This window comes from Pseudomonas sp. G1002 (assembly GCF_013385455.1).
In the GTDB taxonomy this organism is placed as follows: Bacteria; Pseudomonadota; Gammaproteobacteria; order Pseudomonadales; family Pseudomonadaceae; genus Aquipseudomonas.
Map to the genome: position 1 here is coordinate 43,809 of NZ_JACAPY010000024.1, position 25,332 is coordinate 69,140.

Annotated in this window: 28 protein-coding genes and 1 tRNA gene; 10 read left to right on the forward strand and 19 right to left on the reverse strand. The window is 59.6% G+C overall.

Annotated elements, in window-relative coordinates; genetic code table 11:
• Window position 1: 1 nt before the first annotated feature.
• On the forward strand, window positions 2-358 hold the full coding sequence (locus HX801_RS12485) for a DUF2784 domain-containing protein (protein WP_087692747.1): 357 nt from the start codon (window positions 2-4) through the stop codon (window positions 356-358).
• Here the strand turns inward: HX801_RS12485 and HX801_RS12490 are convergent.
• Complete coding sequence (locus tag HX801_RS12490) at window positions 345-1,313, reverse strand: SDR family oxidoreductase (protein ID WP_177022179.1); 969 nt, start codon at window positions 1,311-1,313, stop codon at window positions 345-347. The two genes, HX801_RS12485 and HX801_RS12490, sit on opposite strands and share 14 nt — an antisense overlap.
• 96 nt (window positions 1,314-1,409) lie before the next feature.
• On the opposite strand from HX801_RS12490, the gene HX801_RS12495 reads away from it, so the two are divergent.
• The 5 genes from HX801_RS12495 to HX801_RS12515 all read left to right on the forward strand — a co-directional run bounded on the left by HX801_RS12495 (window position 1,410) and on the right by HX801_RS12515 (window position 4,543).
• The gene (locus HX801_RS12495; RefSeq protein ID WP_177022180.1) at window positions 1,410-2,294 is read left to right on the forward strand and encodes a LysR family transcriptional regulator; all 885 of its coding nucleotides are present in this window, start codon (window positions 1,410-1,412) and stop codon (window positions 2,292-2,294) included.
• 54 nt (window positions 2,295-2,348) lie between these two features.
• On the forward strand, window positions 2,349-2,927 hold the full coding sequence (locus tag HX801_RS12500) for a DUF4337 domain-containing protein (RefSeq protein WP_008434886.1): 579 nt from the start codon (window positions 2,349-2,351) through the stop codon (window positions 2,925-2,927).
• A 68-nt stretch (window positions 2,928-2,995) separates the two neighbouring features.
• Complete coding sequence (locus tag HX801_RS12505; RefSeq protein WP_177022181.1) at window positions 2,996-3,658, forward strand: M24 family metallopeptidase; 663 nt, start codon at window positions 2,996-2,998, stop codon at window positions 3,656-3,658.
• An 18-nt stretch (window positions 3,659-3,676) separates the two neighbouring features.
• Window positions 3,677-4,030, forward strand: coding sequence for a gamma-glutamylcyclotransferase family protein (locus tag HX801_RS12510; protein WP_008434891.1), 354 nt, complete (start codon window positions 3,677-3,679; stop codon window positions 4,028-4,030).
• Window positions 4,031-4,273: 243 nt separating this feature from the next.
• The gene (locus HX801_RS12515; protein WP_087692753.1) at window positions 4,274-4,543 is read left to right on the forward strand and encodes a short-chain dehydrogenase; all 270 of its coding nucleotides are present in this window, start codon (window positions 4,274-4,276) and stop codon (window positions 4,541-4,543) included.
• A gap of 75 nt (window positions 4,544-4,618) precedes the next feature.
• Here HX801_RS12515 and HX801_RS12520 read toward each other — a convergent pair whose 3' ends face one another.
• Window positions 4,619-5,077, reverse strand: a complete 459-nt coding sequence (locus HX801_RS12520; protein ID WP_087692754.1) for a DUF2442 domain-containing protein — start codon at window positions 5,075-5,077, stop codon at window positions 4,619-4,621.
• A gap of 155 nt (window positions 5,078-5,232) precedes the next feature.
• Window positions 5,233-5,322, reverse strand: a tRNA-Ser gene (locus HX801_RS12525).
• Between the two features lie 333 nt (window positions 5,323-5,655).
• On the opposite strand from HX801_RS12525, the gene HX801_RS12530 reads away from it, so the two are divergent.
• From HX801_RS12530 to HX801_RS12540, 3 genes are all read left to right on the forward strand, one after another.
• A complete protein-coding gene (locus HX801_RS12530; RefSeq protein WP_004371187.1) occupies window positions 5,656-6,345 on the forward strand; it encodes a crotonase/enoyl-CoA hydratase family protein in 690 nt (229 codons plus the stop codon).
• A 215-nt stretch (window positions 6,346-6,560) separates the two neighbouring features.
• Window positions 6,561-7,316 carry a 1-acyl-sn-glycerol-3-phosphate acyltransferase gene (locus HX801_RS12535; RefSeq protein WP_177022182.1) on the forward strand — a complete coding sequence of 252 codons (756 nt, stop codon included), beginning with the start codon at window positions 6,561-6,563 and terminating at the stop codon, window positions 7,314-7,316.
• A 71-nt stretch (window positions 7,317-7,387) separates the two neighbouring features.
• The gene (locus HX801_RS12540; protein ID WP_004371189.1) at window positions 7,388-8,359 is read left to right on the forward strand and encodes a magnesium and cobalt transport protein CorA; all 972 of its coding nucleotides are present in this window, start codon (window positions 7,388-7,390) and stop codon (window positions 8,357-8,359) included.
• 165 nt (window positions 8,360-8,524) lie between these two features.
• On the opposite strand, the gene HX801_RS12545 is transcribed toward HX801_RS12540, so the two are convergent.
• The 3 genes from HX801_RS12545 to HX801_RS12555 form a co-directional block, all read right to left on the reverse strand.
• Window positions 8,525-9,253, reverse strand: a complete 729-nt coding sequence (locus HX801_RS12545) for an amidotransferase (protein ID WP_087692757.1) — start codon at window positions 9,251-9,253, stop codon at window positions 8,525-8,527.
• A 99-nt stretch (window positions 9,254-9,352) separates the two neighbouring features.
• Window positions 9,353-11,500, reverse strand: a complete 2,148-nt coding sequence (locus tag HX801_RS12550; protein ID WP_177022183.1) for a 3-hydroxyacyl-CoA dehydrogenase NAD-binding domain-containing protein — start codon at window positions 11,498-11,500, stop codon at window positions 9,353-9,355.
• Between the two features lie 16 nt (window positions 11,501-11,516).
• Window positions 11,517-12,722: an acetyl-CoA C-acetyltransferase gene (locus tag HX801_RS12555; RefSeq protein WP_008434901.1), complete on the reverse strand. Its 1,206-nt coding sequence runs from the start codon at window positions 12,720-12,722 to the stop codon at window positions 11,517-11,519.
• 681 nt (window positions 12,723-13,403) lie between these two features.
• Here HX801_RS12555 and HX801_RS12560 point away from each other — a divergent pair.
• Entirely contained in the window at window positions 13,404-14,207 is an 804-nt protein-coding gene (locus tag HX801_RS12560; protein ID WP_177022184.1) for a cytochrome c, read from the forward strand.
• Between the two features lie 206 nt (window positions 14,208-14,413).
• Here the strand turns inward: HX801_RS12560 and HX801_RS12565 are convergent, their stop codons facing one another.
• The 13 genes from HX801_RS12565 to HX801_RS12625 form a co-directional block, all read right to left on the reverse strand.
• Window positions 14,414-15,217, reverse strand: coding sequence for a transglutaminase family protein (locus HX801_RS12565; RefSeq protein ID WP_004371203.1), 804 nt, complete (start codon window positions 15,215-15,217; stop codon window positions 14,414-14,416).
• Window positions 15,214-16,164: an alpha-E domain-containing protein gene (locus HX801_RS12570; protein ID WP_004371204.1), complete on the reverse strand. Its 951-nt coding sequence runs from the start codon at window positions 16,162-16,164 to the stop codon at window positions 15,214-15,216. The genes HX801_RS12565 and HX801_RS12570 overlap by 4 nt, the downstream gene beginning before the upstream one ends.
• A gap of 3 nt (window positions 16,165-16,167) precedes the next feature.
• On the reverse strand, window positions 16,168-17,577 hold the full coding sequence (locus HX801_RS12575; RefSeq protein ID WP_004371206.1) for a circularly permuted type 2 ATP-grasp protein: 1,410 nt from the start codon (window positions 17,575-17,577) through the stop codon (window positions 16,168-16,170).
• A 425-nt stretch (window positions 17,578-18,002) separates the two neighbouring features.
• On the reverse strand, window positions 18,003-18,344 hold the full coding sequence (locus tag HX801_RS12580) for a ribonuclease E inhibitor RraB (protein ID WP_003193463.1): 342 nt from the start codon (window positions 18,342-18,344) through the stop codon (window positions 18,003-18,005).
• Window positions 18,345-18,557: 213 nt separating this feature from the next.
• Window positions 18,558-18,818 (reverse strand): hypothetical protein, encoded by a 261-nt coding sequence (locus HX801_RS12585; RefSeq protein WP_004371213.1) that lies wholly within the window; start codon window positions 18,816-18,818, stop codon window positions 18,558-18,560.
• Window positions 18,819-18,897: 79 nt separating this feature from the next.
• Entirely contained in the window at window positions 18,898-19,503 is a 606-nt protein-coding gene (locus HX801_RS12590) for an START domain-containing protein (protein WP_004371215.1), read from the reverse strand.
• Window positions 19,504-19,547: 44 nt separating this feature from the next.
• Complete coding sequence (locus HX801_RS12595; protein ID WP_004371217.1) at window positions 19,548-19,802, reverse strand: YkgJ family cysteine cluster protein; 255 nt, start codon at window positions 19,800-19,802, stop codon at window positions 19,548-19,550.
• Window positions 19,803-19,965: 163 nt separating this feature from the next.
• Window positions 19,966-20,466: a hypothetical protein gene (locus HX801_RS12600; protein WP_004371218.1), complete on the reverse strand. Its 501-nt coding sequence runs from the start codon at window positions 20,464-20,466 to the stop codon at window positions 19,966-19,968.
• 104 nt (window positions 20,467-20,570) lie between these two features.
• Window positions 20,571-22,010: a PLP-dependent aminotransferase family protein gene (locus HX801_RS12605; RefSeq protein WP_008434911.1), complete on the reverse strand. Its 1,440-nt coding sequence runs from the start codon at window positions 22,008-22,010 to the stop codon at window positions 20,571-20,573.
• Between the two features lie 312 nt (window positions 22,011-22,322).
• Window positions 22,323-23,135: an OmpA family protein gene (locus tag HX801_RS12610; RefSeq protein WP_004371220.1), complete on the reverse strand. Its 813-nt coding sequence runs from the start codon at window positions 23,133-23,135 to the stop codon at window positions 22,323-22,325.
• A complete protein-coding gene (locus tag HX801_RS12615; RefSeq protein ID WP_008434912.1) occupies window positions 23,132-23,494 on the reverse strand; it encodes a DUF4398 domain-containing protein in 363 nt (120 codons plus the stop codon). The genes HX801_RS12610 and HX801_RS12615 overlap by 4 nt, the downstream gene beginning before the upstream one ends.
• A gap of 9 nt (window positions 23,495-23,503) precedes the next feature.
• Window positions 23,504-24,319: an ABC transporter substrate-binding protein gene (locus tag HX801_RS12620; protein WP_177019573.1), complete on the reverse strand. Its 816-nt coding sequence runs from the start codon at window positions 24,317-24,319 to the stop codon at window positions 23,504-23,506.
• A gap of 83 nt (window positions 24,320-24,402) precedes the next feature.
• Window positions 24,403-25,332 carry an electron transfer flavoprotein subunit alpha/FixB family protein gene (locus HX801_RS12625; protein ID WP_004371223.1) on the reverse strand — a complete coding sequence of 310 codons (930 nt, stop codon included), beginning with the start codon at window positions 25,330-25,332 and terminating at the stop codon, window positions 24,403-24,405.

Sequence of the window (25,332 nt, forward strand, 5' to 3'; positions counted from 1 at the left end):
CATGCTCTACCGCTTCGCCGCCGACGGCCTGGTGCTGTTTCATTTGTCGTTCATTCTGTTCGTGCTGTTTGGCGGTTTGCTCGCCCTGAGATGGCGGCCCGTGATGTGGCTGCACTTGCCCGCTGCTGCCTGGGGCGTTGCGGTGGAAGTGTTCCACCTGCCCTGCCCGCTGACACGCTGGGAAAACCTGTTTCGCCACCTGGCCGGGCAGGACGGTTATGGCGGCGGGTTTATCGAGCATTACATCCTGGCCCTGATCTACCCGGCCGGGCTGACGCCGCAGATTCAATTGGGGCTGGGCGCGCTGGTGCTGTTGATCAACATCGCGGTGTATGTGCGATTGATCAGGCGCGCTTAGGCAAGCAGCCGATACCCACCAATGTCGCCTCAACCGCCTCGTCCAAAGGCGTGTGCGGTTCGCTGCCCAATATCTGTACGAGGCGGCGGTTGTCCATCCGCACCTCGGTTTGCCACAGGTAACGCATTTCCTGCATCTCGCGGAAGGTGGTGACAAAGGGCGCGGCCAGTTTCAGCAGCCACCACGGGAAAGCACGTACAGAAGGCTGTTGGCCGGTCCTGCGTGACACCACCCGCTGAATCGCCTGGCTCATCTGCCGACCATCGGCATCTATGTGCCCCGCCATATGAAAACGGGCGAAGGCATCAAGGCTGTCGCGGCGGGCAATCAACTCGACCATGGTCCTCGCCACATCAGGCAGGTAAGCCCACTGATGCCCCACGCCCGGCGCCCCTGGATAGCTCACGTTGGCCACCGGTTTTGCGGGCTTGACCAGGCCTTGGGAAAACCAGCTGCTGCCGGCCTTGGCGCCGAAAAAATCGCCTGCCCGCACGATCAGCGCTCGTGCGCCCTGCTGGGTCGCCTCAAGCAAACGCTGCTCCAGCTCTACCCGGATCGCGCCCTTGCGGGTAAGTGGATGCTGCGGCGAATCTTCCTCCAACCGCGCGAAGGCATCAGGCCCGAAGTTGTACACCGTGCCCGGCAAGACAATCGTCGCCCCTTCCGCGACTGCCGCCGCGATGCTGTTGTCGATCATCGGCAGCACCAGCTCCGCCCAGCGCTGGTAACCGGGCGGATTCACCGCATGCACGATCACCGAACAACCCCGGGCCGCTGCGACGACTTCCCCACGGTTCAGCGCATCACCTTTTATCCAGGTGAAATCGGCGTTCTGTTTGTGGGCCTTATCCACATCTCTAGTCAGGGCACATACCTGCCAGCCGGCAGCGAACAACTGCCGCGCCACCTCGCCACCAATCCCGCCTGTCGCGCCCAATACCAGAACCTTGTTCATGCTTTTTCCCCTGAGGGTTGTGTGATGGGGCGATTCTGTTCGCCGGCGAGCTATAGAGGAATTGCCGAAGATCATCCAGACGCTATACATTTATGCATGGCATCAAATATTGGTTGGGAGCTTTACCGGTCATTCCTCGGGGTACTCAAGGAAGGATCGTTGTCGGGGGCCGCACGGCAGCTCGGCATCACGCAGCCCACGGTCGGGCGGCACATCGCTGCGCTGGAAAAATCCCTCAACGTGGTGCTGTTCACCCGCTCCGCCAGCGGCCTGTTGCCCACGGCGGTCGCCCTCACCCTGCGCCCCCATGCCGAAACCATGGAAACCACGGCTGCCGCCCTCGAGCGCGCCGCCTCTCCACAAGGCCCGGAAGTACGCGGCGTGGTACGGGTATCTGCCAGCGAAGTGATCGGCGTGGAAGTCCTCCCGCCGATCATCACCCGCCTGCGCCAACAGCACCCGCACCTCAGGGTCGAACTGGTGCTGAGCAATCGCCTGCTGGACCTGCTGCAACTGGAGGCCGACATCGCTGTGCGAATGGTCCGACCCAGCCAGGAACAACTTCTGGCGAAAAGGATCGGCGTTATCGAAGTCGGCCTGCATGCGCGCAACGACTACCTGCAACAACATGGCACACCCCAGAGCCTGAATGATCTCTCAGCTCATTCAGTCATCGGCTACGACCAGGAAAGCGCCTTCATCCGCAGCCTGGCCGTCAAAGGCTTCGACCGCAGCGCCTTTTCCCTCAGCAGCGACAGCGACCTCGCACAACTGGCCCTGATCCGCGCCGGCGCCGGCATCGGTGGCTGCCAGGTCAAACTGGCCCGGCAAGACGCCCGCCTGAGCCGAGTGCTGCCGGACGCATTTGCCCTGCAACTGGACACCTGGGTCACCATGCACGAAGACCTGCGCAACAGCCCGCGCTGCCGCGTCACCTTTGACGCCCTGGTGGCCGGTTTGCAGCATTACGTACAGGATTGAGACAGCTTCGCTGGTGAAGAATCAGAGTCCCTCAAACCCTTCATAGACGCCCCCATGTCCGAAGCCTTCGAAGTCCCCAGCCCCCACGAAAAACACGTCGAACACGCCACCGAACATGCCCACCGCAGCGGGGACAATTTCGCCAGCCGCATCGCCGTGATGACCGCCATCATGGCCACCGTCGGCGCCATGCTCAGCTACCAGGCCGGCTCCACCGAAAGCGAAGCGGCGATGGACAAAAACAACGCCGCCATCTTCAAGACCGAAGCCGCCAACCAGTGGAACTACTACCAGGCCAAATCCAGCCGGCAGAACCTTGCGGAGCTGGCGACGCATATTCCGGGGGTTGATGCCAAGCACTACACCGACGAGATCGAGCGTTATAAAACCCAGAAGGAAGACGTGCGCAAACAGGCCGAAAAGCTTGAAGCCACGTCGAAGGAATGGGATGAAAAGTCAGAGCAAGCATTGCATCAACATCACCGCTGGGCACAGGCAATGACCGCGATTCAGATCGCGATTTCGTTGGCTGCGATCACATTGCTGACAAGGAAGGAATGGTTGAAGCGCATGGCGTATACCGCCGGTGGTGTGAGTGTGGTGTTGGGTGGGATGGCGTGGTTGCATATTTAGGTTCCATCCTGCCATCGCTATATAGTAAAACGCATAACGCCTGACACTATAAAGCCGAGGAAAAGCCGGTGACCGCACAATCATCCAAGGAAGCTGTGGGCGTCGCCTACAGCATCGACTCAATGCGCTACGCCCAGGCCATGACTTGGCGCGCGATCGAAGCACTGTCCAAACTCATCCGCCCCGGCATGCTCGAATCCGAAGCCCGCGAGCTCGGCAAAAAAGTCCTCGCCGACCTCGACATGCAGCGCATCTGGCACCCGCTGCTGGTGCGCTTTGGCGCCAACACCCTCAGGACCTTCAAGGAACGCTCCGACGGCGACCCGGTGCTGGGGGAAAACGACATCTACTTCATCGACATGGGCGCCGTTTGGCAAGGCCATGAAGGTGATGCGGGGGCGACCTTCAGCACTGGCAACAACCCGGAGATGGCCGCGTGTGCGCGCGCAGCGAAAGAGTTGTTTGACCGGGTGGAACAGCGCTGGAGGAACGATAAAGTCGTCGGCCTGGAGCTGTATCGTTTTGCCGAAGAGCAAGCGAAGGAAATGGGTTGGGTGCTGAACCTCGACATCAAAGGGCACCGTGTCAGCGACTTTCCCCATGCGATTTACCGTGGCGGTGACCTTGGGGATTTTGACCAGTATCCCAATGAAGGGCTGTGGATTCTGGAGATACAGATCGCGCACCCGAGCGGGGCTTATGGTGCGTTTTACGAAGATTTGCTGGCTTAACTTTTTCAAGGAATAAAGATGGAACGCTCGACCGAATTTCCCGTGCTGTTGTTTTCCTACGGCACGTTGCAGGACAAGGCAGTGCAGCTGGCCAACTTTGGGCGGGAGTTGGTGGGTCAGCAGGATGCGATGCTGGGGTATTCGACAAGCTGGGTGGAGATTACCGATCCTGAGGTGTTGGCGGCCAGTGGCAAGACCCATCATCCGATTGTTTCGCCGAGCGGGCGGAATGAGGACAGTGTTGAAGGGATGGTGTTTCAGATTACCGAGCAGGAACTGGCGGCGGCGGATGCGTATGAAGTGTCGGACTATAAGCGGGTTTCGGTGGGGTTGGCTTCGGGGTTGACGGCTTGGGTGTATGTGCAGGCTTGAGGGCGTGCAGTTGGTCAGTCGGAGTGATTTCCTACAGATCAATCGGAAGGCATGCCCTGCCCGCTTCGTAATGCTAGGTCTATAGTTCCTCGGTCGCCGTCATGGCGACCGAGTTTGGCGACTCGAAGACAAATCTGAAAACTAAAACTCTGCGAACCAGTTTTTCAGGCGGCGGCTGTTTTATGAAGGTCTAACTTGAAAAAAGGTTAGCTATTTTTCTATTTGTCTCAGATGGACTCCCGTATGAATCAATATATGGCACTCACCAGCAACGACTGCACCACACCCGCCCTTTTCGTAGACACAACAGCACCGCTGGATGTCCTGCTTGATGCTGCAAACTATCGGATTCGCGCCGTAACCCAAGTTCTAGAAAACCTGGCGCTGCGTGCAGAAATCAGTAGTGATACGGTCGTGCTGGGCGACTTTTCCTTGCTCTGCGCAATTCCGTTACGCGATGGATGCGATCTGCTGGATGTCATAGGTCGGAGGATGGCAGCGCAGTATTCCTGAACCCATTGGCTTGACCCCGCAAAAACGAAAAAGGGACGACCTCTCAGTCATCCCTTTTTGCGAACATTACCCAACCTAAACGCAACGTGTGCCACGAGCCTTATGCTCGTACTCCCACCCCTTACACGCCAACCCTACATGCTTGGGAATCAGAGCGGCCCCGCTGCTGTAGGAAGTAATGGTCCTACGAGTGAAGCCTAGTTCCACAGCCGCAGCGGAGAGCGACAGATTGTTGCTGAGCATCCACTTTCTGAAGTCCTGCGTCAGCATGACCTCGCCGGACTGTTCCAGCGCCAAACGATGCAAGGTGACGGAGGACAACTCCAGGTCATTGCCCCAAGTCACGTCAAAGCCCCACTCACCGACTTCAACCCGACCAAATAGAGCCAAGTCCTGAAGGGGTTTTAGAATCGGGAAGGTATTTATGTGATCAGTGAGATCAACGGTATGCCGCTTGCCGTTATTCCACTCAATTTCGATGGCATGCTTGCCGGCAACTGGTTGCACAGCAGAGATGCGAAGCTTGCTGGTCATAAGTCAGTTCCTCCGGTTTTGTTCATTCCATACCCGTCTAGAGAAGGAGCTGAAGCTAGAGAAAATTTTTTCCTAGCACAACCACCTATTCAAACCCCAGAAACCACAAAACCCCTGGCTTCTCTCGAAACCAGGGGTTTTGTTTACATCGAATTTGGCGGTGAAGGAGAGATTCGAACTCTCGATACAATTTCTTGTATACACACTTTCCAGGCGTGCTCCTTAAGCCACTCGGACACTTCACCGTATCTCGTCAAACTGATTCAGTCTGTCGAGGCGCGCTAATGTAGTCGAAAGCTTTTCCGATGGCAAAGGTTTTTTTCAGAATTTTCATGCGCTTAGGCGGTTATGCCGTTCCAGCCCTCTGTGGCGCCATGCGCACCACGGCGATTCTGCCATTCTCGGGCACTCACGGCGCTTGTCTATAGTAGCTGCTGCGCCTTGCCGAAGGCCGCCTGCGGGCGGGCATGGGCGAAAAGTCTGACTGGGTAGTCAGTCATGGCGCTTTACCAGGGCGGGCGCGGTGGGTAACGTCTGCCGTCTGTCCTTCTATTACAAGCATTACAAGGAATCGCGTCATGAGTGAGTTGATTGCCTACCACCTCGAAGACGGTATCGCGACCCTGACCCTGAGCAACGGCAAGGTGAATGCCATTTCGCCGGCAGTGGTCAGTGCGTTTAATCAAGCGCTGGATCAGGCCGAGAAGGATCGAGCGGTGGTGATCATCACGGGCACGCCGGGGATTTTGTCCGGTGGCTATGATTTGAAGGTGATGACCGCAGGCCCTAAAGAAGCCGTGAGCCTGGTGACGTCGGGTTCCACCCTCGCCCGCCGCCTGTTGTCGCACCCGTTCCCGGTGATCGTGGCGTGCCCCGGGCACGCGGTGGCCAAGGGCGCATTCCTGTTGCTGTCGGCGGATTACCGGATCGGTGTGGACGGGCCTTTCAGCATTGGCCTGAATGAAGTGATGATCGGCATGACCATGCACCACGCCGGGATCGAACTGGCGCGGGATCGTCTGCGCAAGTCGGCGTTCCACCGATCGGTGATCAATGCCGAGATGTTTAACCCGCAGGACGCGTTGAGCGCCGGGTTCCTGGATAAGGTGGTCGCACCGGAAGAGTTGCAGGCCGCCGCACTGGAAGCCGCTCGCCAATTGAAGAAGATCAATATGAACGCCCACAAGCACACCAAGCTGAAGGTGCGTAAGGCGCTGCTGGAAGCCCTGGATGACGCGATCATTCAGGACCAAGGGCACTTGGGTTAATCAAACCTACGCCTGCTGAATCGAAGCCCGACCTTGAGTCGGGCTTTTTCTTACAAAGAATTCCGGTTTGCCTACAACCGCTCTAGACAGTGTCTGTCACAGCATGTTGAAACATGCGCTTAAACATCGCCTATCTTCTGACTCTATAGGGGCAATTGCCGAATACAGTGCACATCCGTACACTGCGCCACCTTTTGTCCCGATGGGCTGTGTCGATGCTTTTTTTGTTACGCATGTTGTTGATGGGCCTGCATTTTATGATTGCGGGCGTACTGGGCGTGCTGCTGGGGATCTGTCGGCCGTTCAATCCGGACAACAGCCGTTACTGCGCGCGCCTGTATGCGGTGCCGGCGATGTGGCTATTGCGCCTGCGAGTGAAGGCCGATGTCGACTCGCTGCGTAACAAGCCCAGCAGTTGCGTGATCATCGCCAACCATCAATCCAACTACGACCTGTTTGTGTTCGGCACCGTAGTGCCGTACCGCACGGTGTGTATCGGCAAGAAGAGCCTGAAGTGGGTGCCGTTGTTCGGACAGTTGTTCTGGCTGGCGGGCAATGTGTTGATCGACCGGGGCAATGCGCACAAGGCGCGGCGTTCGATGCTGACCACCACCCACACCTTGGCGCATGCCGACACCTCGATCTGGGTGTTCCCGGAAGGCACGCGCAACTTCGGTGAAACCCTGCTGCCGTTCAAGAAAGGCGCGTTCCAGATGGCGATCGCCGCAGGCGTGCCGATTGTGCAGGTGTGTGTCAGCACCTATGTGAAGCAGATGAAGCTCAATAGCAGGAACAGTGGCGATATTCTGATTCGCTCGTTGCCGCCGATTCCTACGAAGGGGCTGACGATGGATGACATGCCGCTGTTAATGCAGACCTGTCGCGAGCAAATGCGCGACTGCATCGAGGCGATGGACCGCGAGCTGCAAACCACGCCTGCAATCACGGCTGAACCCCGCCGAATTTGCTGACTCTGATTGGGCAGGGCAGCTAAGCTGCCTGACAGTTGTCATCTGCCATTCAAGAAGAAGCGATCAGCACTATGGGTAGAGTTGTTGCGGCCGCCGTCTATAGCGCCGGAAAGAAAGTCACTGATATCACCCTCGACGAAGGCGCCGCGTGGGCCGCCAAGCCTGACCACTTTGTGTGGATCGGCCTGGAGGAGCCCAGCGCGCTGGAACTTGCCAACCTGCAGCGCCAGTTCAACCTGCACGAACTGGCCATCGAAGACGCCCTGGAAAAACACAGCCGGCCCAAGCTTGAAACCTTCGGCGACGCGCTGTTTATCGTGACCTACTCACCGGTGCGCGATAACGGCAAGCTGGAGTTTATCGAAACCCATATCTTTGCCGGCAACGGCTACATAATCACCGCCCGCAACGGCCATTCGGCGTCCTACGGCTATGTGCGCCAGCGCTGTGAGGCGCGGCCGCTGTTGCTGGAGCATGGGGAAGATTTCGTACTCTATGCGCTGCTGGATTTTGTTACCGAGAACTACCAGCCAGTGAGCGAGGCGATTCATGCCGAGGTCGATGAGCTGGAGCGCAACGTGTTGTGCAACTCCCTGAGTGAAGCGGATATCCAGAAGCTCCACGGCCTGCGCCGCGATGTGCTGCGACTGAAGCGCTATGTGGCACCGATGGTGGAGATCAGTCAGGAATTGCAGAAACTGAGCTTCCCGTTTATCGACAAGAACATGCGTCCGTACTTTCGCGATGTGCAGATTCACGTCACCCGGCAGATGGAAGACCTGACCACCTTGCGGGATATCGCCAGCCAGACCATCGAGATTGGGGTGTTGCTGGAAGCCTCGCGCCAAAGCGTGGTGCAACGCAAGTTTGCCGCGTGGGCAGCGATTCTGGCGTTCCCGACGGCGGTGGCCGGGATTTACGGGATGAACTTCCAGAACATGCCGGAGCTGCAATGGCACTACGGCTATTTTGCGGTGCTGGGGTTTATTGCGGTGGGGTGTACAAGTTTGTGGGCCAGCTTCAAGCGTTCAGGCTGGCTGTAACAAACCCAGCTCAATTTGCTGAAGATCAAAAGTGTGGGAGCTGGCTTGCCTGCGATGCAGGCACCTCGGTTTGTCAGTTACACCAAGGTGATGCTATCGCAGGCAAGCCAGCTCCTACATTAATCTGCTTTGCCTTGAAGAGCGTGCTTCTTGCCCTGGACGGTTTCAGGCCGCTCCTGCTTTTGGTTTGTGCGCCACAAACCGCATCATCCATTCCGCCACGGTGACGCCGTGGTGGTCTCGTTCCAGGCTGGCCACACCGTTGGTGTAGACCTTCTCCCCCAGCGTTGTCTGAAGAATCTCCAGCAACTCGCGGGAATAGTCGTGGATAAATTCCGGGTGGCCCTGGAAACACAGCACCTGGTCTTCAATGTGGTACGCCGCAAACGGGCAGAACTCGCTGGAGGCGATCACTGTGGCGTTTTCCGGCAAGGTGGTGACCTGGTCCTGGTGGCTGATCAACAGCGTCAGTTCTTCCACCACCGGGCTCATCCACGGTGCCTTGGCGTTCAGTTTGTAGTCATGGATGCCCATGCCCCAGCCCTTGGTCGCCCGCTCGGTCTTGCCACCCAACAGCAGCGCCAGCAACTGGTGGCCGAAGCAGATGCCGATCAGCTTGTCGCCGCGGGCATGGCGGTCCAGCAGGTAGGTCTTGAGGGTCTGGATCCACGGATCGGTGCCAAAGGAGTCGGCCTTGCTGCCCGTCACCAGGTACGCGTCGAACACTTCTTCATCCGCCGGGTATTCACCCTGCACCACGTTATAGATGACGAACTCGGCGGCAATCGGCTGTTTGGAGAACAGGCGCTTGAACATCTGCCCGTACCCTTGGTACTGATCGATCAGCCCAGGACGCAGGATATCGGTTTCCAGGATGCACACGCGTAACGACATAAAAAATACCTGACACGGCGATGGGAATAATGAACACCCCCAGAGCCTGCCTTGAAATACCCTTCCAAGGCAAGCCCCATCGCCGCTCCCACATTTTGATCACCGAAACGCTTCACCCTGTGCAGCTTTCTCCAACAGCAGCGCCGGCGGCGTGAAGCGCTCACCATATTGCTCGGCCAGGTAGCGGGCGCGGGCGACGAAATCGTTCAGGCCGTACTGGTTGATGAATTGCAGCGCTCCGCCGCTCCAGGCGGCAAAGCCGATACCGAAGATCGAGCCGACGTTGGCATCAGCCGTCGACATCAACACGCCCTCCTCCTCACAGCGCACGGTTTCGATGGCCTGGATGAACAGCAAACGGTCACGCACGTCTTGCGGCGAGATCTGTTGGCCAGGCTTTTCGAAGCGGTTTTTCAGCTCCGACCACAGGTGTTTCTGCCCGCCCGCCGGGTACTCGTAGAAACCGCCACCCGCCGCCTTGCCCGGGCGCTTGTATTCATTGAGCAACAGGTCGATCACGGCAAACGCCGGGTGCTGCGGTAACGGCTTGCCTTCGGCCTGTAAGTCCTTGGCCGTCTGTTGACGGATATGGCTCATCAGGCTGAGGGAAACTTCGTCAGAGACCGCCAGCGGCCCCACCGGCATGCCGGCCTTGCGTGCCTCGGTCTCGATCATCGGCGCCGCCACGCCTTCGCCGAGCATGGCGATGCCTTCGTTGGTGAAGGTGCCGAACACCCGCGAGGTGAAGAAGCCGCGACTGTCGTTGACCACAATCGGGGTTTTCTTGATTTGCAGTACGAAGTCGAACCCCCGCGCCAGGGTTTCGTCGCTGGTGCGGGCGCCCTTGATGATTTCCACCAGGGGCATTTTGTCCACCGGGCTGAAGAAGTGCAGGCCGATAAACTTGCCCTGGTCTGGAACGGCGGTGGCTAACCCGCTGATGGGCAAGGTGGAGGTGTTGGAGGCGATCACCGCTTCGGCACCCACCACGTTTTGCGCGGCCGCCGAGACCTTGGCCTTGAGTTCCCGATCCTCGAAGACGGCTTCGATGATCAGGTCGCAGCCGGCAAGATCAGCATCGGATTCGGTAGGAACAATCCGCGCGAGGATGGTTTCCCGCTGTTCGGCGGTCAATTGCCCACGCCCGACCTTCTTGTCCAGCAACGTGGCCGAGTGGGCCTTGCCCTTCTCTGCCGCCGCCTGGCTGACGTCCTTGAGCACCACCTCAATGCCCGCCGAGGCGCTGACGTAGGCAATGCCCGCGCCCATCATCCCGGCGCCGAGCACGCCGACCTTGCGTGTCACATACGGCGCAAAGCCCTTGGGCCGCGAACTGCCGGCATTGATTTCATTGAGCTGGAACCAGAAGGTGCCAATCATGTTTTTCGCCACTTGCCCGGTGACCAGCTCGGTGAAGTAGCGGGTCTCGATCAAGTGCGCGGTGTCGAAATCCACCTGGGCACCTTCCACGGCGGCGCAGAGGATTTTCTCCGGGGCCGGGAAGCAGCCGTTGGTTTTGGCGCGCAGGATCGATGGCGCAATGGCAAGCATTTGCGCGACTTTCGGGTTGGACGGCGTACCACCCGGGATCTGGTAGCCCTTGATGTCCCAACGCTGTTTCGCCTCGGGGTTGGCCAGAATCCACGCCCGGGACTTGGCCAGCAGCTCGTCACGGTCTGCCGCCAGCTCATCAATCAACCCGGCTTGCAGCGCCTGCTGCGGCGTAATCTTTTTGCCTTCCAGCAAGTAGGGCAAGGCTTTTTCCAGGCCCAGCATCCGCACCATGCGCACCACACCGCCGCCACCCGGCAAAAGCCCGAGGGTGACTTCCGGCAGGCCAATCTGTACCGACTTGTGGTCCAGCGCCACACGGTGCTGGCACGCCAGGCAGATCTCCCAGCCACCGCCCAGCGCTGCGCCGTTGATCGCGGCCACTACCGGTTTGCCGAGGGTTTCCAGGGTGCGCAGTTGCGCCTTCAGCACCAGCACGCTGTCGTAGAAATCCTTGGCGTGGGGCTTGTCGACCTTGATCAGTTCATTAAGGTCGCCGCCGGCAAAGAAGGTCTTCTTCGCCGAGGTGATGATCACGCCCGCAATCGAATCCTTCTCGGCGTCCAGGCGGGCGACGGTGGCCGCCATGGCCTCGCGGTACACCCCGTTCATGGTGTTGGCGCTCTGGCCGGGCATGTCGATGGTCAGCACCACAATCTGGTCCTGGCCCTTTTCGTAACGAATGGCATCGGTCATGACTGATTCCTTAGGCTCAGAGGCGTTCGATGATAGTGGCGATACCCATGCCGCCGCCGACACACAGGGTGGCCAGGCCATAACGCTGCTGGCGCACCTCCAGCTCATCGAGCAAGGTGCCGAGAATCGCGCAGCCCGTGGCGCCCAGCGGGTGGCCCATGGCGATGGAGCCACCGTTGACGTTGACCCGGGCGGCGTCGATGCCCATGTCCTTGATGAACTTGAGCACCACCGACGCAAACGCTTCGTTGACCTCGAACAGGTCGATGTCTTCAACCCGCAAACCCGCCTTGGCCAGTGCCTTGCGGGTTGCCGGTGCCGGGCCGGTCAACATGATGGTGGGGTCGGTACTGGTGACAGCGGTGGCGACGATCCGCGCCCGGGGTTGCAGGCCGAGTTCGCGACCTTTGGCTTCAGAACCGATCAGCATCAGCGCCGCGCCATCGACGATCCCGGAACTGTTGCCCGGTGTGTGCACGTGGTTGATGCGCTCGACGTGGCTATAGACTCGCAACGCCGTGGCGTCGAAGCCCATCTGGCCCATCATTTCGAAGCTGGGCTTGAGTTTGCCCAGGCCTTCGAGGGTGGAGTCGGCACGGATGAATTCGTCCTGATCCAGCAGCACAATGCCATTTTGGTCCTGCACGGCGATCAGCGACTTGTTGAAGGAACCGTCTGATCTGGCCCGCGCCGCTTTCTGCTGTGAATGCAGGGCAAAGGCGTCGACGTCCTGGCGGGTGAAGCCTTCCAGGGTGGCGATCAGGTCGGCACCGATGCCTTGCGGGGTGAAGTGGCTGTGCATATTGGTTTGCGGGTCGAGCACCCAGGCGCCGCCGTCACTGCCCATGGGCACTCGGGACATGGACTCGACGCCGCCCACCACCACGAGGTCTTCAAAGCCGGAGCGCACTTTCATCGCGCCGAGGTTCACGGCTTCCAGGCCCGAGGCGCAAAACCGGTTGATCTGCACACCGGCGACGCTGATATCCCAGTCCGCCACCAACGCGGCGGTCTTGGCGATGTCGGCGCCCTGGTCGCCAATCGGTGTGACACAGCCCAGGACGATGTCATCCACTTGCCGGGTGTCGAGGTCGGTGCGCTGTTGCAGTGCCGTCAGCAAACCGGCCACCAGGTTCACCGGCTTGACGCTGTGCAGGGCGCCATCCGCCTTGCCTTTGCCCCGGGGCGTGCGTATCGCATCAAAGATCAAAGCTTGGGTCATGACGTCCTCGAATCACTATGCAACGAATCGTGCCCTTACCTTAGGCGCCGGGGCGCCGGATTCAATGACCGAACCGCTCATTGACCTTGACGCTCACGCTCAGACGAACGGTAGGAGGCTACGGGAATCGGCTGATTAATCGTTTTAGCTGTCTAGCCGTAGGGCTGGCGTCTGGCTGGCAATTGGCCTCATGCCTTTTTAATAATTTTTCTTCAGGTGATGAGACGAAATGGATCTAAGCCATGTAGAACGAGGGCTCTAAGGTTGAATCTGTAAGAGAAGTTAAAGGTTGCTGCCGGGTTTTGCTGGAGCACCTGTAGGAACTGTAAGAAAAGAGTCATGTAGCACCGTCATAGTTGAATCGACCGGCACGCATTTGACGCTCAGGAATAACAACAAAAGGCAGTCAGCCATGTTCAAGCATTCGAAAGTACGTCAGGCGGGACTTATTCTGTTCGCCACCACCCTGATTCTGATCTTGCCCAACCTCACCAAGGTCATTGGGTGACCTCTCACACCCCACATTCTGCGCAGACACAGCGCCAGGATCGCAGCCTTTGGCAGCGCCTTTCGGGATATTGCGTATAGCGATCCCGTCAGGGGCTGCCGTTTTGCGCGCCGAGATTTTTTGATTTTGCGGTATCGTGAGTTCCACCGCCTTTTCCGATATGTGGCCCTTCCTTGAAACAGATCATCGTCCTCCTGATCCTGCTGCTGGCCTTGCCGGCGCACGCCGCGAAATTGACCGTCGAGCTGGATCACGCCAGCAAAACCTGGGAAACCACCGAACTGCTCAAGCGTCCGGATGCGCAGACGGTGCAGATCGTTGATGACGTTTCCTACAAGCGCAACATGACGTATCGCGCAGTGCCGTTGGCAGCGCTGTTGCCAGGCATCATGCCGGATAACCATCTGCAGGCAGTGGCCCTCGACGGCTTTGCCGCGGAACTGACGGCGGCACCGCTGCTATCAAAAAGCGGCGCGCGGGCCTGGCTGGCGGTGGAAGATCCGGCGCATCCGTGGCCGCCACTGGCAGACGGCAAGCCCAGTGCCGGGCCGTTTTATCTGGTGTGGACCGATCCACAAGCCGGGCATATCAGCCCTGAGCAGTGGCCGTTTCAGATTTCCGGGATCAAGCAGTTGAAGACGGTGGCTGAGCGCTTCCCGGCGTTGTTGCCGGATCCGAAACTGGCGGCGAATGACCCGGTGAATCAGGGGTTCGCACTGTTCCAGAAGAACTGCCTGGCATGTCATCGCCTGAACGGGGCCGGCGATGCGCAGGTGGGGCCGGACCTGAATATTCCTTACAACCCCACTGAATATTTTGCCGGGGATTTCCTCAAGCGCTACATCCGCGATCCGCAAAGCATGCGGCACTGGCCACAGGCGAAGATGCCCGCGTTTGCCACCAGTGTATTGCCGGATGCGGACCTGGATCTGCTGGTGGGGTATTTGAAGCATATGGCAGGCAGAAAGCAGCCTTAAGGCTCGGGTAAACCTGTGGCGAGGGAGCTTGCTCCCGCTGGGCTGCGCAGCAGCCCCAATCAGGCAATCACATTTCTCCAGACAGAACTCGGGGGCATGCCTTGGGGCCGCTTCGCGGCCCAGCGGGAGCAAGCTCCCTCGCCACAAAAAACTGTCCTGGCACGGAGAGCTTTCCTGCTACACAGAGCTCCCTCTCTCCCGGGATCCTACTGCTGCTGCACCGAAATCACCGGTGTCGGCGCTACAAATACCTTCGCATGCATTTGCTCATGCCCTCCCCCACGACGCATGCCTCGTACCGGGCAGGCGTCCAGGTAATCCAGACCCACCGCCAGCTTCAAATGCCGCTCCGGCCGCGCCAGTTGATTGGTCACGTCAAAACTGTACCAGGCGTCATCCAGCCACGCTTCAGCCCAGGCATGGCTGGCGAGGTGCTCGCAGTCTTCGCTATACAAATACCCCGACACATAACGCGCCGGAATCCCCAGGCTGCGGGCACAGGCGAGGAAGGCGTGGGTGTGGTCCTGGCACACCCCGGCACGCCCGGCAAACGCCTTGGCCGCACAGGTGTCGACTTCGGTAGAACCCGGCGAATAGGTCATGTACTGGTTCAGCGCGTGCATCAGGTCGATCAATGCGCTGCGGTCGCGGCGTTGATGGCAATGCTTTTCGGCAAAGCTGCGCAGGGCCTCGTCCGGCTCGGTCAACCGAGTGCAGCGAAGGAACGGGAAGGCCGACTGGCTTTCATGCTCGGCCTCGCGCAATTCGTCGATATCCACCTGGCCACGGGCGCCAATGATGATGGCTTCATGGGGCTCGTCCAGGGTCAACACGTGCAGGATGTTGCCGAACGGGTCCAGTTGCGCCCGTACCGGCCGGGGCAAGTCCAACTGCCAACTGAGGACATGCTGGCGCTCGCTGTCGTGGGGCGTGAGCCGCAGGTACTGGATGCTGGCACGCACCTGGTCTTCGTAGTGGTAGGTGGTTTCGTGGCTGATGGAAAGTCTCATGCCGCCTCCAGGTAGGAACTGTAAATAGCATCGCCCAGCTCGCGCACGAGCGGGATGAAGTCGGTCAGCCAAGCGTGCAGGCCTTCCTCGAGAATTTCGTCGATGGCGGTATAGCGCAGGCGTGCGTCCATTTCCGCTGCCAGGCGTTGGGCCGGGCGACCGTTGATGCCGGGCAGGCTGCCAAGGATCTGGTCGATCTCTTCACTGCAGGCCCGCAGCGACCGCGGCACGTCGGCGCGCAGCAGCAACAGCTCGGCGACTTGTCGGGCGCCGGGGGCATCACGGTAGATTTCGGTGTAGGCCTCGAACGACGACAACGCCCGCAACAACGCACTCCATTGATAGTAGGCGTGGGCGGTACCATCGGTGACCGCTTCGGCCTGGTCGCCGGCCATTTCATAGCGGGCGTCGAGCAAGCGCAGGGTGTTGTCGGCGCGCTCGATAAAGGTGCCCAGGCGAATAAAACGAAAGGCGTCGTTACGCATGATGGTGCCGTAGGTGGCACCGCGGAACAGGTGGGACCGCTCCTTGACCCACTCGCAGAACCGGCTCATGCCGTAGCGACTCAGGCCTTGCTGGGCGATGTCGCGAATCTCCAGCCAGGTGGCGTTGATGTTTTCCCACATGTCGGCGGTGATTCGCCCACGCACGGCATGGGCACTGGCGCGTGCAGCGCCGAGGCAGCTGTAGATGCTGGCCGGGTTGGCAGCATCCAGGGCGAAGAAGTGCAGCAGCCGCTCGGCGTGCAGTTCACCGTGACGCTCGCGGTAATCGTCGAGGGTGCCAGTGATCAGCAGCGGCATCGCCAGTTCATGCAGGCCATCGCCGCGCCCGTCCTGGGGCATCAGCGACAGCGAATAACTGACATCGAGCATCCGCGCGAGGTTTTCCGCGCGCTCCAGGTAGCGTGACATCCAATACAAATCCGAGGCAGTTCTACTCAACATATTTCAATCCTCGACCACCCAGGTGTCTTTGGTGCCGCCGCCCTGGGACGAGTTGACTACCAGCGAGCCTTCCCGCAGCGCCACACGAGTCAGGCCGCCGGGCACCACACGGGTTTCCTTGCCTTGCAGCACAAACGGGCGCAGGTCGATATGCCGTGGGGCGATGCCGTTTTCGACGAAGGTCGGGCATGTCGACAGGCACAGGGTCGGTTGCGCGATATAGGCGTGGGGCTTGGCCTTGATACGTGCACGGAAGGCTTCGATTTCCGCCGCCGAGGCGGCCGGGCCGACCAACATGCCATAGCCACCGGAGCCCTGGGTTTCCTTCACCACCAGTTGCGGAAGGTTGGCCAGTACGTGGGACAGTTCACTGGGATTACGGCACTGGAACGTCGGAACATTCTTCAGGATCGGTTCTTCATCCAGGTAAAAACGGATCATCTCGGTGACGAAGGGGTACACCGACTTGTCATCCGCCACCCCGGTGCCGATGGCATTGGCCAACACCACGTTGCCCGAGCGATACGCCGCCAGCAGGCCCGGTACGCCGAGCATGGAGTCCGGGTTGAAGGCCAGCGGGTCGAGGAACGCGTCGTCGAGGCGACGGTAGATCACATCCACCGCCTTGGGACCATCGGTGGTGCGCATGAACACGCGGTCATCACGCACGAACAGGTCGGCGCCTTCCACCAGTTCCACGCCCATTTCCCGGGCCAGGAATGCATGCTCGAAGAACGCACTGTTGAAACGCCCAGGCGTCAGCACCACCACACTGGGATTATCCAGCGGGCTGGAGCTTTTCAGGGTGTCGAGCAACAGGTTGGGATAGTGGTCGATGGGCGCGATGCGCTGGGCCGCGAACAGTTCGGGGAACAGGCGCATCATCATCTTGCGGTCTTCGAGCATGTAGCTCACGCCGCTGGGGGTGCGCAGATTGTCTTCGAGGACGTAGTAAGTGCCGTCGCCATCGCGTACGAGGTCGACACCTGAGATGTGGGAATAGATATCCCGATGCAGGTCCAGGCCCTGCATCGCCAACTGGTACTGCTCGTTGGCCAGCACTTGCTCGGCGGGGATGATCCCAGCCTTGATAATGCGTTGTTCGTGGTAGAGGTCGGCGAGAAACATGTTCAGCGCCTTGACCCGCTGGATGCAGCCGCGCTCGACGATCCGCCATTCACTGGCCGGGATGCTGCGGGGGATCGTGTCGAAGGGGATCAGGCGCTCGGTACCTTGCTCATCGCCATACAAGGTGAAGGTGATACCGGCCCGGTGAAACAGCAAATCGGCTTCGCGCCGGCGCTGGGCCAGCAGTTCGGCCGGCGTGTCGGCCAACCAGCGGGCAAATTCGCGGTAATGGGGGCGCACCTGCCCTGCCCCGTCGTACATCTCATCATAATAAGTGCGGATCATGCCGTACTCCTTGTCACCCGGACGCCAGAACCATCGCAAGGCCCGTGCCAGCGGCATAAACACTTAAGTATCAATCAGTTGGATATAGACGCAGGTCTCATCGCACCGTCCCGGTGCAGCAAATGCCCGCTGTCATGGGCGGCGCCTCATTGCAATGCAGGCCATGACTATCACCAGCATAGTCAGAGTTGATTTCACTGCCCGGCAAACCCCGCGGATAATCACCTCCATCAGCTGAACAGGACGCGTCCTACAGCCTCATCCATTGCGCATTACCGCTTGTACCGAATCGCTCTCCTCCTTTGCGATCTTCCCTTTGGCCACCCTGCTCGGGTGGCTTTTTTTTGCGCAGGATTTTTCCCGCGCCAGAAACAAAAACGGCCGACCCAAAGGTCAGCCGATACGCTGTGTTGTTGATCATGTCGCTACATGGGTAACCCACGCACCTCCTGTTTCACGCCCCATCCCTCGATGATTCCGCCCAAGGGCTCGACCACCGCCTCAAAGTCCTGCTCGAAGTCTCCTATGCCGTCGTAGGTGGCGAACATGATTTTGCTCAATTCCAGGTACCAGGCGCCGTCATCCCGCGCGCTGACCTGGGCATTCAGGGATTCCCCACGAAACCGACCCGCAGCCCGCCGCGCACGTTCCTCATCCGGGAAAATGGCGTAGAACTCGATGGGGTGGAAACGCGAGAAGTCAAAGCCGCCCTCTTTCATGCGGCGCAACACGTTGGTGCTGATGTCTTCTTGATAGGCTGTGCTCATGAAACGTCCTCCTCAAACCGATGGATAGACTTTCCGTGCTTCCCAAGGCCCGCGCTGCAAGGACGCGGGTGTTACGGCAGTGACGTCGCCGCTGGGAGACAAGCATGTAGCTGACAAGGCCAGACCTTAGCGATTCATTCGCTGATCTCCATTGCAGAGTAGCGCGAAGCTATCACCTCCACCAGAGTCTGTTTAAAGGCGTACAGGGAATGTTCAGGCGGCGGGGTCGACCTTGAGGTCTTTGATGCTGTTTTGATCTTTCAGAATCTTGACCGTGGGTTCGGCAATACGCCCCTCCAGATCGTTGAGATCCAGTTCCTCCAGCACCGGTGATACGCGGGCGCGAACCAGGCGCGCGGCTTCTTCAAGCGTGGGTTTCTGCTCGCACTCGAATTGCTCGACTACCGACTCACCATGATCATTGGTGAAGGAAACGTTCCACTTTGGCATCAGAGCCTCCTCGATAAAACCCATGGGTGGGCTTACATCTATCTGGACCTTGAGGGCCTGGAAATCGTTCCACTCAAGGCAGGAGGCACCTGATCAACTGCAGTTATTTTTCAGCGTGTTCTTTCAGGGCTTTCAAGGTGTTGAACGGTGCGTCCACCACAAACTTGTTGGCCAGCCACGACGGCACGCTGCCACCTGGCTCGGTGTGCACCTGGTAGGTCACTTCGGTCAGGTTGTCGCCTTTAGGCACCAGCTTCCAGTAACCATCGACCTGGGCTACGCGCACATAGCCTTTGACTTCTGGCTGGTAGGTCGGCACTTCCAACAGCTTGCGGGTGACGGTGCCGTCGGCAGCCTTGGTGGTGGTGATTTCCAGGATCGAGTCACGATCGGTCACCGGGAACGGTGCCTTGAACTGGGTGTAGGTCCAGCTCTTGTCGCCTTCCTGCTTGAGCAGTTTCTGCGACTTGCATTCGTGGATCCAGGAACAGGCCCCCGCCACGTCTTCCTGCAGCGCCTGGATCTTGGCCAGCGGCGCCTTGATGGTCGTCACACCGCGATAAGCCTTGTACTTGGAACCGGCAATTTCACTCAAAGACACTTTGATGCCGTCTTCATCCTTGGCCGTCTGCCAGTCTTCAGCATGCGCTGCGGCAGCGAACAACGCGGTAAAACCGCACAACACAGCAATTCGTTTCAGTGAACCCATGGTCTTATTCCTTATTGTTGAAGTTCAGTACTTTGAACAGCCCACTAAGCCGCCGTCATCTGTTCCCACCAGCCGATCAACCTGATCGCTTCTGCCTGGCTACTGCCGCAGACCTCGATATCCGCCTGGAACGAACTACACACTGCCGGCCGCTCAGGCTGGCCAAACAACTGGCACAGTTGTTCGACCGAAAGATGCAGGCAGCGTTCGCCCGCCGGTTTGCCGGCAGGCATTCCCGGCAACGGAGAACTGATGGATGGGGCAATGCAGCAAGCGCCACAGCCTTCACGGCATTTCATGACGAACAGATCCTCGACAACTCAAGTGTTGATGGCCACGTAAGACTACGCCCTTAAACAGACGTTTTAAATTGGCTTAACAGGGGTTTTTCACCGAAAACAAAAGTGACTGACCAGTCTGCGACAGAAGGTCAGGGGTGCGCGTCACGTTTACTCGTCGGGTTTATTGCTTGAACTGGAAATCCAGCGCCGCACCTTCAACTTCGCGGCGTTCTTCGTTGCGCAGTTGCAGCTGCATTTCATTGCTGAGCAGGCGCCCGTTGATCTGGAAGGCACTGTTGTCAGTGGGCTTTTCGGCAAACATCGGCGGCAGCAGCGGCACGTTCTTCGGCTGCGGCATGGTGCCGAGGGGTTGCAGGTGGCGGACCATGTTCGACGGCAGGCTCAAATCCAGCTCTGCAGGCGGCAGCGGCGTCTTGGCGACTTCGTGGGCCGACTTTGACTTGCTGGCGATAGGCGCACGTTTTTTCACCGGCGTTGCTTTCTTTGCGGGGGCTTTCTTCGCGACCGGTGCCTTCTTGGCCGCAGCGGCTTTTTTCGCCGGCACCGTTTGCTGGGAGCTGGCAGCAGGTGCCGCTTCACCGGCGGGAGCCGCCAGGACAGCGCCAGCGTTACACAGGCTTAACACGCAGATCAGCAGGGCAGCAGGAAAGGTATAAGTCATATCGCCAGCAGCATTAACGGCAGAAGGCCATATGCTCGCTTGTTGAGGACGGTATGACAAGCATGGTAATTAGCCAGCTACCCGTCGTGTCCCCTTTCCATGCCTCAAAAACCCGCCGCAGTCTCCTGGCATAACTGGCTTGCCAGCATCCCGAGGGTCATCAAGGCGCGCTCCGCCTCGCGGTTCCACGGGGTGCCGCAGTTCAGGCGAATACAGTGGTTGAACTGTTCCGTATTACTGAAGATCAGCCCCGGTGCAATGCTGATGCCCTGCTGCAAGGCGCGCACGTGCAGTTCCTGGGTATTGACCCGTCCAGGCAAACTGACCCACAGGATAAAACCGCCGGTCGGGCGGGTCATCTGGGTGCCTTCGGGAAAATACTGCTGCACGGCCAGCTGGAACGCGCTGAGGTTCTTGCGGTACTCCTGGCGGATATAGCGCAGGTGGCGGTCGTAACCGCCATTCTCCAGGTACGCCGCCGTGCCCATCTGGGTCACGCTGCAGGCCGAATGGGTGCTGAACATTTGCAGGCGCTGGATTTCCTGCTGGTACTTGCCGGCAATCATCCAGCCAATGCGAATGCCCGGTGACAGGGTCTTCGAGAAACTCGAGCAATAGATGACCCGGTCCAGACGGTCGTAGGCTTTCAGGGCCTTGGTGCGGCCCAGTTCGAACATCAGTTCGCCATAGATATCGTCCTCGACCACCTGGATATCGAAATCCGAGGCCAGGCGCAGCAACTGTTTCTGCCGCTCTTCGGGCATGGTGCCGCCCAGGGGATTGCTCAGGCGCGTGGTCAGCACCAGGGCCTTGATCGACCATTGGTTGGCTGCCAGTTGCAGGGCTTCCAGGCTCATGCCGGTGGCCGGGTCGCTGGGGATTTCGATGACCTTCAGGCCCAGCAGATCGGCCAGTTGCAGCAAGCCGTAATAGGTCGGCGATTCGGCGGCGATCAGGTCGCCGGGGCGGGTCAGCACCCGCAGCGACATCTGCAATGCATCGACACACCCATGGGTGATCACCACTTCAGAGGGGTCGACCACCACCCCGGCATCGCGCATACGGATCGCCACCTGGCGCCGCAGCGGCTCGAAACCCGGGCTGAACATGTAGCTGAACGCCCGCGGGCTCTGGAAACGCGTGACCTTGGCCAGTTGCTGATGCAGCGCGCGCACAGGCAGGTAGTCGACACTCGGCACGGCGGCGCCGAGCGGGAACACGCCTTCGCGACGGGATTCCACCAACACCTGTTGAATGATGCTGCTGCGGGTGACCAACCCTGGACGCTCGACCCGGGCGATGTCCGGCGTGGGCGCAGTGAGCGCCGGCGTCTGGTGCACGTAATACCCGGACTGCGGCCGCGCGCGAATCAAACCCTGGTCTTCCAGGTTCGCGTAGGCCTGCAACACGGTGGCGTGGCTGACGTTGAGCTGGGAGCTCATTTTGCGTACCGAAGGCACGCGCTCGCCCGGTTGATAGACACCGCGGCGGATATCCTCAGCCAGCTGCTGGGCGATACGTTGGTAGAGCAACAGATTGGTCATGACGCAGCACTCGATTTCACGGGTATTTTATTTTTGTGTGAAACATACCGGCACAGTTTAGAAGTGTACGGGGACAGTTGCCACAATAGTCGAGCGCGGGCGGCAGTGATAGAAAAAACTGTAAGGGTTGCGAACTGAATCGCGGGCATAAAAAACCCGATCATTGATCGGGCTTATGTGGGAGCTGTCGAGCTTCAGCGAGGCTGCGATGCAGGCGCTGCGGTCTCGCAGGTCCACCGAGGCGATCCTGTCGCAGCCTCGCTGGGGCTCGACAGCTCCCACAGGAATCAGCTTTCACCTTGAGAATCAGGTTCAGCGAGCAGCGCCCAGCTGGCCTTTTTCGTCGGAGAACACAATTTCTACCCGACGGTTCTGCGCCCTGCCCCGCTCAGACGCGTTGGCTTCGACCGGATACTGATCGCCGTAGCCTTCGACCTGAATGCGTTTTTCGTCGATCCCCAGGTCGCTCAGTACATCCGCAACCGCTTGAGCGCGGTCCCGGGACAGTTTGATATTTTCCTGTTCGCCGCCGGTATTGTCGGTGTAACCCTCGATGCGCACCACACGCTTGGGGTTCAGTTGCAGGAACTGCACCACTTTGAGCACGGTGCGGTTGGCCGAGTTTTGCAGCTCTGCATCACCCGTATCGAACAGCACATCACCCAGGGTCATCACCAGCCCGCGATCAGGCTGGACGGTGGTCAGGCTGGATATCTGCGCCTCAATCCATTTGCCCTGTTGCTGAACGCTGGAGAGCTTGGCTTCACGCAGGGCCAGTTGCAGGCGCTGGCGTTCCAGCTCCAGCTTGACCCCACGCTCCTGATTGAGTGCCTGCTCGGTGTGTTCCCGGGCAATCGCGCTGTAGCGCTGGCTCAGGTAGGCGTAATGCGCCACATCGGCGCCGCTGCCCCAGAAGCTGGAGAAACGGTCGGCACGGGCCAGGGACTCACCGGCGCGAATCACGTCCTTGGGTGCGATACGCAGCACATTCGAATCTTCCTTGACCTTCTGGAAGTCAGTGCTGGCCTGTTGCAAGGCGAGGTTACTGTCGGGATGGGTCGCACAACCACCCAGCGCACTGCCCAGCAACACCACACAGCTCAACCCACGCATCAACGGGCTCATTGGGCGTCTCCCAACTGCAACTGCTTGCGCAGGCGGGTGATACGGGTGTTGAGCACGTTCAGTTGCTCCTGGCTTTTGCGGGTCAGCACCCGCGCCTCCGCCAGGCGGGCGTCCAGCTCGGCTTCTTCAGCCTGCATGCGGGCGTCCTTGTAGGATTCATCGGCCATGTCGGCACGGGCCTGGGTGAACTTGTCTTCCGCCAGCTTCAGCTCGGGCGAATCGCTGGCAACGGCGCCCACGGCGCTGGCTTGTTCCAGGGCTTGCTGGGTCAGGCGCATTTGTTCATTCGGCGCAGGATCGGCTGCACATCCCGCCAGAGCTACAACGGCGAGGGCCGCGAAAAGAGGTCGAATAGTCACTGAAAATCCCTACTTTGTTGGGGTGCCGACGGGTTGCTGCAACTGCGCTTTCCAGCGCTCAAGATTGCTCTGCAGCGCGGTTTCCGCCAGACCGGACGCGGGCAATTCTGTCATCTTTTTGGCGAGCTGTCCGCGCAACCACGGATCGTTGCAGGCGGAGTTGTGGGAAATGGCCAGGTACAGGCCCGGCTGGTCGATGGGGATTTCCCGCGCCACCAGGTCGTTGCTCATGCCCAACGTCTGGGCCATGGCCATGCCGGAATAACGTCCGGCGAGCACGTAGTCCACTTCTCCCAACAGCAATTTCTGGAACGCCGGGGTCAGGGTGGGCAGGCGCTGCAGGGTGAGTTGCTCACCGGCGAAGGTTTCAAAGTCGCGGCTCAGGCGTGCCCTTTCCGACACCGCACCCTTGTGGCCGTGCAGGTCGCCGGCCTGGCTGTAGGCCAGGGTCGAATCCTTGCGGGTCCAGACCAGATAATCGGTTTGCACCAATGCCGGGTGGATGTAGTCGAGGGAGTCCAGGGCGTCGAGGGTCAATGGCGCGTCGGCGAGGATGTCCATGCGCCCGCTGCGCACTTCTTCCAGCGCCAGGGAACGTTTGCCGCCGTACAGCAGGTCGATTTTCACCCCGAGGTCTTTGGCCACTTGCTGCAGCATGTCGGCGGTGGCGCCGATCAAGTGCGTAGGGTCCTGGGGATCACGCCACAGATAAGGCGGGGCGTCCGGGCTGCCGGTGATCACCAGCCGATCACATTTGCCCGCCGCCAGCGACACCGTCGGCAGCAGTGACAGGGCCAGCAGTACAGTCCAGGGACGCAATTCCATGGCAGGGTTCTCCAGTTGAAAAATTACCGGGCAAAAAAAAGCCCGGTCAAAAGACCGGGCTCTTTATAAGTGAAGCGGCTGGATTAGACCAGCTTCTCCAACTCGGGTACGGCTTCGAACAAGTCCGCCACCAGGCCGTAATCAGCCACCTGGAAGATCGGTGCTTCTTCGTCCTTGTTGATCGCAACGATCACCTTGGAGTCTTTCATACCGGCCAAGTGCTGGATCGCGCCGGAGATACCGACGGCGATGTACAGCTGTGGCGCAACGATCTTGCCGGTCTGGCCGACCTGCATGTCGTTCGGTACAAAACCTGCGTCGACGGCAGCGCGGGAAGCGCCGACCGCAGCGCCCAGCTTGTCGGCCAGGGCGTACAGGTGCTTGAAGTTGTCGCCGTTCTGCATGCCGCGGCCGCCGGAAACGACGATCTTGGCAGCGGTCAGTTCTGGACGATCGGACTTGGCCAGCTCTTCGCCAACGAAGCTGGAAGTGCCAGCGTCGTGGGCAGCAGCCACAGCTTCAACCGCAGCCGAACCACCTTCAGCTGCAACCGGGTCGAAACCGGTGGCACGCACGGTGATGACTTTTACCGACGCAGTGGACTGCACGGTAGCGATGGCGTTACCGGCATAGATCGGACGCTTGAAGGTGTCGGCGCTTTCTACCGAAACGATCTCGGAGATCTGGTCAACGTCCAGTTGCGCAGCAACGCGCGGCAGGATGTTTTTGCCGTTGGAGGTGGCGGCAGCCAGGATGTGGCTGTAGCCAGCGCCCAGCTCTGCTACCAGCGGCGCAACGTTTTCCGGCAATTGGTGAGCGTAGGCTGCGTTATCGGCAACCAGTACTTTGCTCACGCCAGCGATTTTGGCAGCGGCCTCAGCCACGGCACCAACGTTTTGGCCAGCGACCAGGACGTGGATATCACCACCGATTTTGGCGGCGGCGGCGACAGTGTTCAGGGTGGCCGGAGCCACGACCTTGTTGTCGTGTTCTGCGATTACCAAGATAGTCAT

What these genes read in the sequence shown, in the direction of transcription:
- HX801_RS12485 (WP_087692747.1), top strand. Translation starts at nt 2, where the DNA reads ATGCTCTACCGCTTCGCCGCCGACGGCCTGGTGCTGTTTCATTTGTCG.
- HX801_RS12490 (WP_177022179.1), bottom strand. Translation starts at nt 1,313, where the DNA reads ATGAACAAGGTTCTGGTATTGGGCGCGACAGGCGGGATTGGTGGCGAG.
- HX801_RS12495 (WP_177022180.1), top strand. Translation starts at nt 1,410, where the DNA reads ATGGCATCAAATATTGGTTGGGAGCTTTACCGGTCATTCCTCGGGGTA.
- HX801_RS12500 (WP_008434886.1), top strand. Translation starts at nt 2,349, where the DNA reads ATGTCCGAAGCCTTCGAAGTCCCCAGCCCCCACGAAAAACACGTCGAA.
- HX801_RS12510 (WP_008434891.1), top strand. Translation starts at nt 3,677, where the DNA reads ATGGAACGCTCGACCGAATTTCCCGTGCTGTTGTTTTCCTACGGCACG.
- HX801_RS12515 (WP_087692753.1), top strand. Translation starts at nt 4,274, where the DNA reads ATGAATCAATATATGGCACTCACCAGCAACGACTGCACCACACCCGCC.
- HX801_RS12520 (WP_087692754.1), bottom strand. Translation starts at nt 5,077, where the DNA reads ATGACCAGCAAGCTTCGCATCTCTGCTGTGCAACCAGTTGCCGGCAAG.
- HX801_RS12530 (WP_004371187.1), top strand. Translation starts at nt 5,656, where the DNA reads ATGAGTGAGTTGATTGCCTACCACCTCGAAGACGGTATCGCGACCCTG.
- HX801_RS12535 (WP_177022182.1), top strand. Translation starts at nt 6,561, where the DNA reads ATGCTTTTTTTGTTACGCATGTTGTTGATGGGCCTGCATTTTATGATT.
- HX801_RS12540 (WP_004371189.1), top strand. Translation starts at nt 7,388, where the DNA reads ATGGGTAGAGTTGTTGCGGCCGCCGTCTATAGCGCCGGAAAGAAAGTC.
- HX801_RS12545 (WP_087692757.1), bottom strand. Translation starts at nt 9,253, where the DNA reads ATGTCGTTACGCGTGTGCATCCTGGAAACCGATATCCTGCGTCCTGGG.
- HX801_RS12550 (WP_177022183.1), bottom strand. Translation starts at nt 11,500, where the DNA reads ATGACCGATGCCATTCGTTACGAAAAGGGCCAGGACCAGATTGTGGTG.
- HX801_RS12555 (WP_008434901.1), bottom strand. Translation starts at nt 12,722, where the DNA reads ATGACCCAAGCTTTGATCTTTGATGCGATACGCACGCCCCGGGGCAAA.
- HX801_RS12565 (WP_004371203.1), bottom strand. Translation starts at nt 15,217, where the DNA reads ATGAGACTTTCCATCAGCCACGAAACCACCTACCACTACGAAGACCAG.
- HX801_RS12570 (WP_004371204.1), bottom strand. Translation starts at nt 16,164, where the DNA reads ATGTTGAGTAGAACTGCCTCGGATTTGTATTGGATGTCACGCTACCTG.
- HX801_RS12575 (WP_004371206.1), bottom strand. Translation starts at nt 17,577, where the DNA reads ATGATCCGCACTTATTATGATGAGATGTACGACGGGGCAGGGCAGGTG.
- HX801_RS12580 (WP_003193463.1), bottom strand. Translation starts at nt 18,344, where the DNA reads ATGAGCACAGCCTATCAAGAAGACATCAGCACCAACGTGTTGCGCCGC.
- HX801_RS12585 (WP_004371213.1), bottom strand. Translation starts at nt 18,818, where the DNA reads ATGGGTTTTATCGAGGAGGCTCTGATGCCAAAGTGGAACGTTTCCTTC.
- HX801_RS12590 (WP_004371215.1), bottom strand. Translation starts at nt 19,503, where the DNA reads ATGGGTTCACTGAAACGAATTGCTGTGTTGTGCGGTTTTACCGCGTTG.
- HX801_RS12595 (WP_004371217.1), bottom strand. Translation starts at nt 19,802, where the DNA reads ATGAAATGCCGTGAAGGCTGTGGCGCTTGCTGCATTGCCCCATCCATC.
- HX801_RS12600 (WP_004371218.1), bottom strand. Translation starts at nt 20,466, where the DNA reads ATGACTTATACCTTTCCTGCTGCCCTGCTGATCTGCGTGTTAAGCCTG.
- HX801_RS12605 (WP_008434911.1), bottom strand. Translation starts at nt 22,010, where the DNA reads ATGACCAATCTGTTGCTCTACCAACGTATCGCCCAGCAGCTGGCTGAG.
- HX801_RS12610 (WP_004371220.1), bottom strand. Translation starts at nt 23,135, where the DNA reads ATGAGCCCGTTGATGCGTGGGTTGAGCTGTGTGGTGTTGCTGGGCAGT.
- HX801_RS12620 (WP_177019573.1), bottom strand. Translation starts at nt 24,319, where the DNA reads ATGGAATTGCGTCCCTGGACTGTACTGCTGGCCCTGTCACTGCTGCCG.
- HX801_RS12625 (WP_004371223.1), bottom strand. Translation starts at nt 25,332, where the DNA reads ATGACTATCTTGGTAATCGCAGAACACGACAACAAGGTCGTGGCTCCG.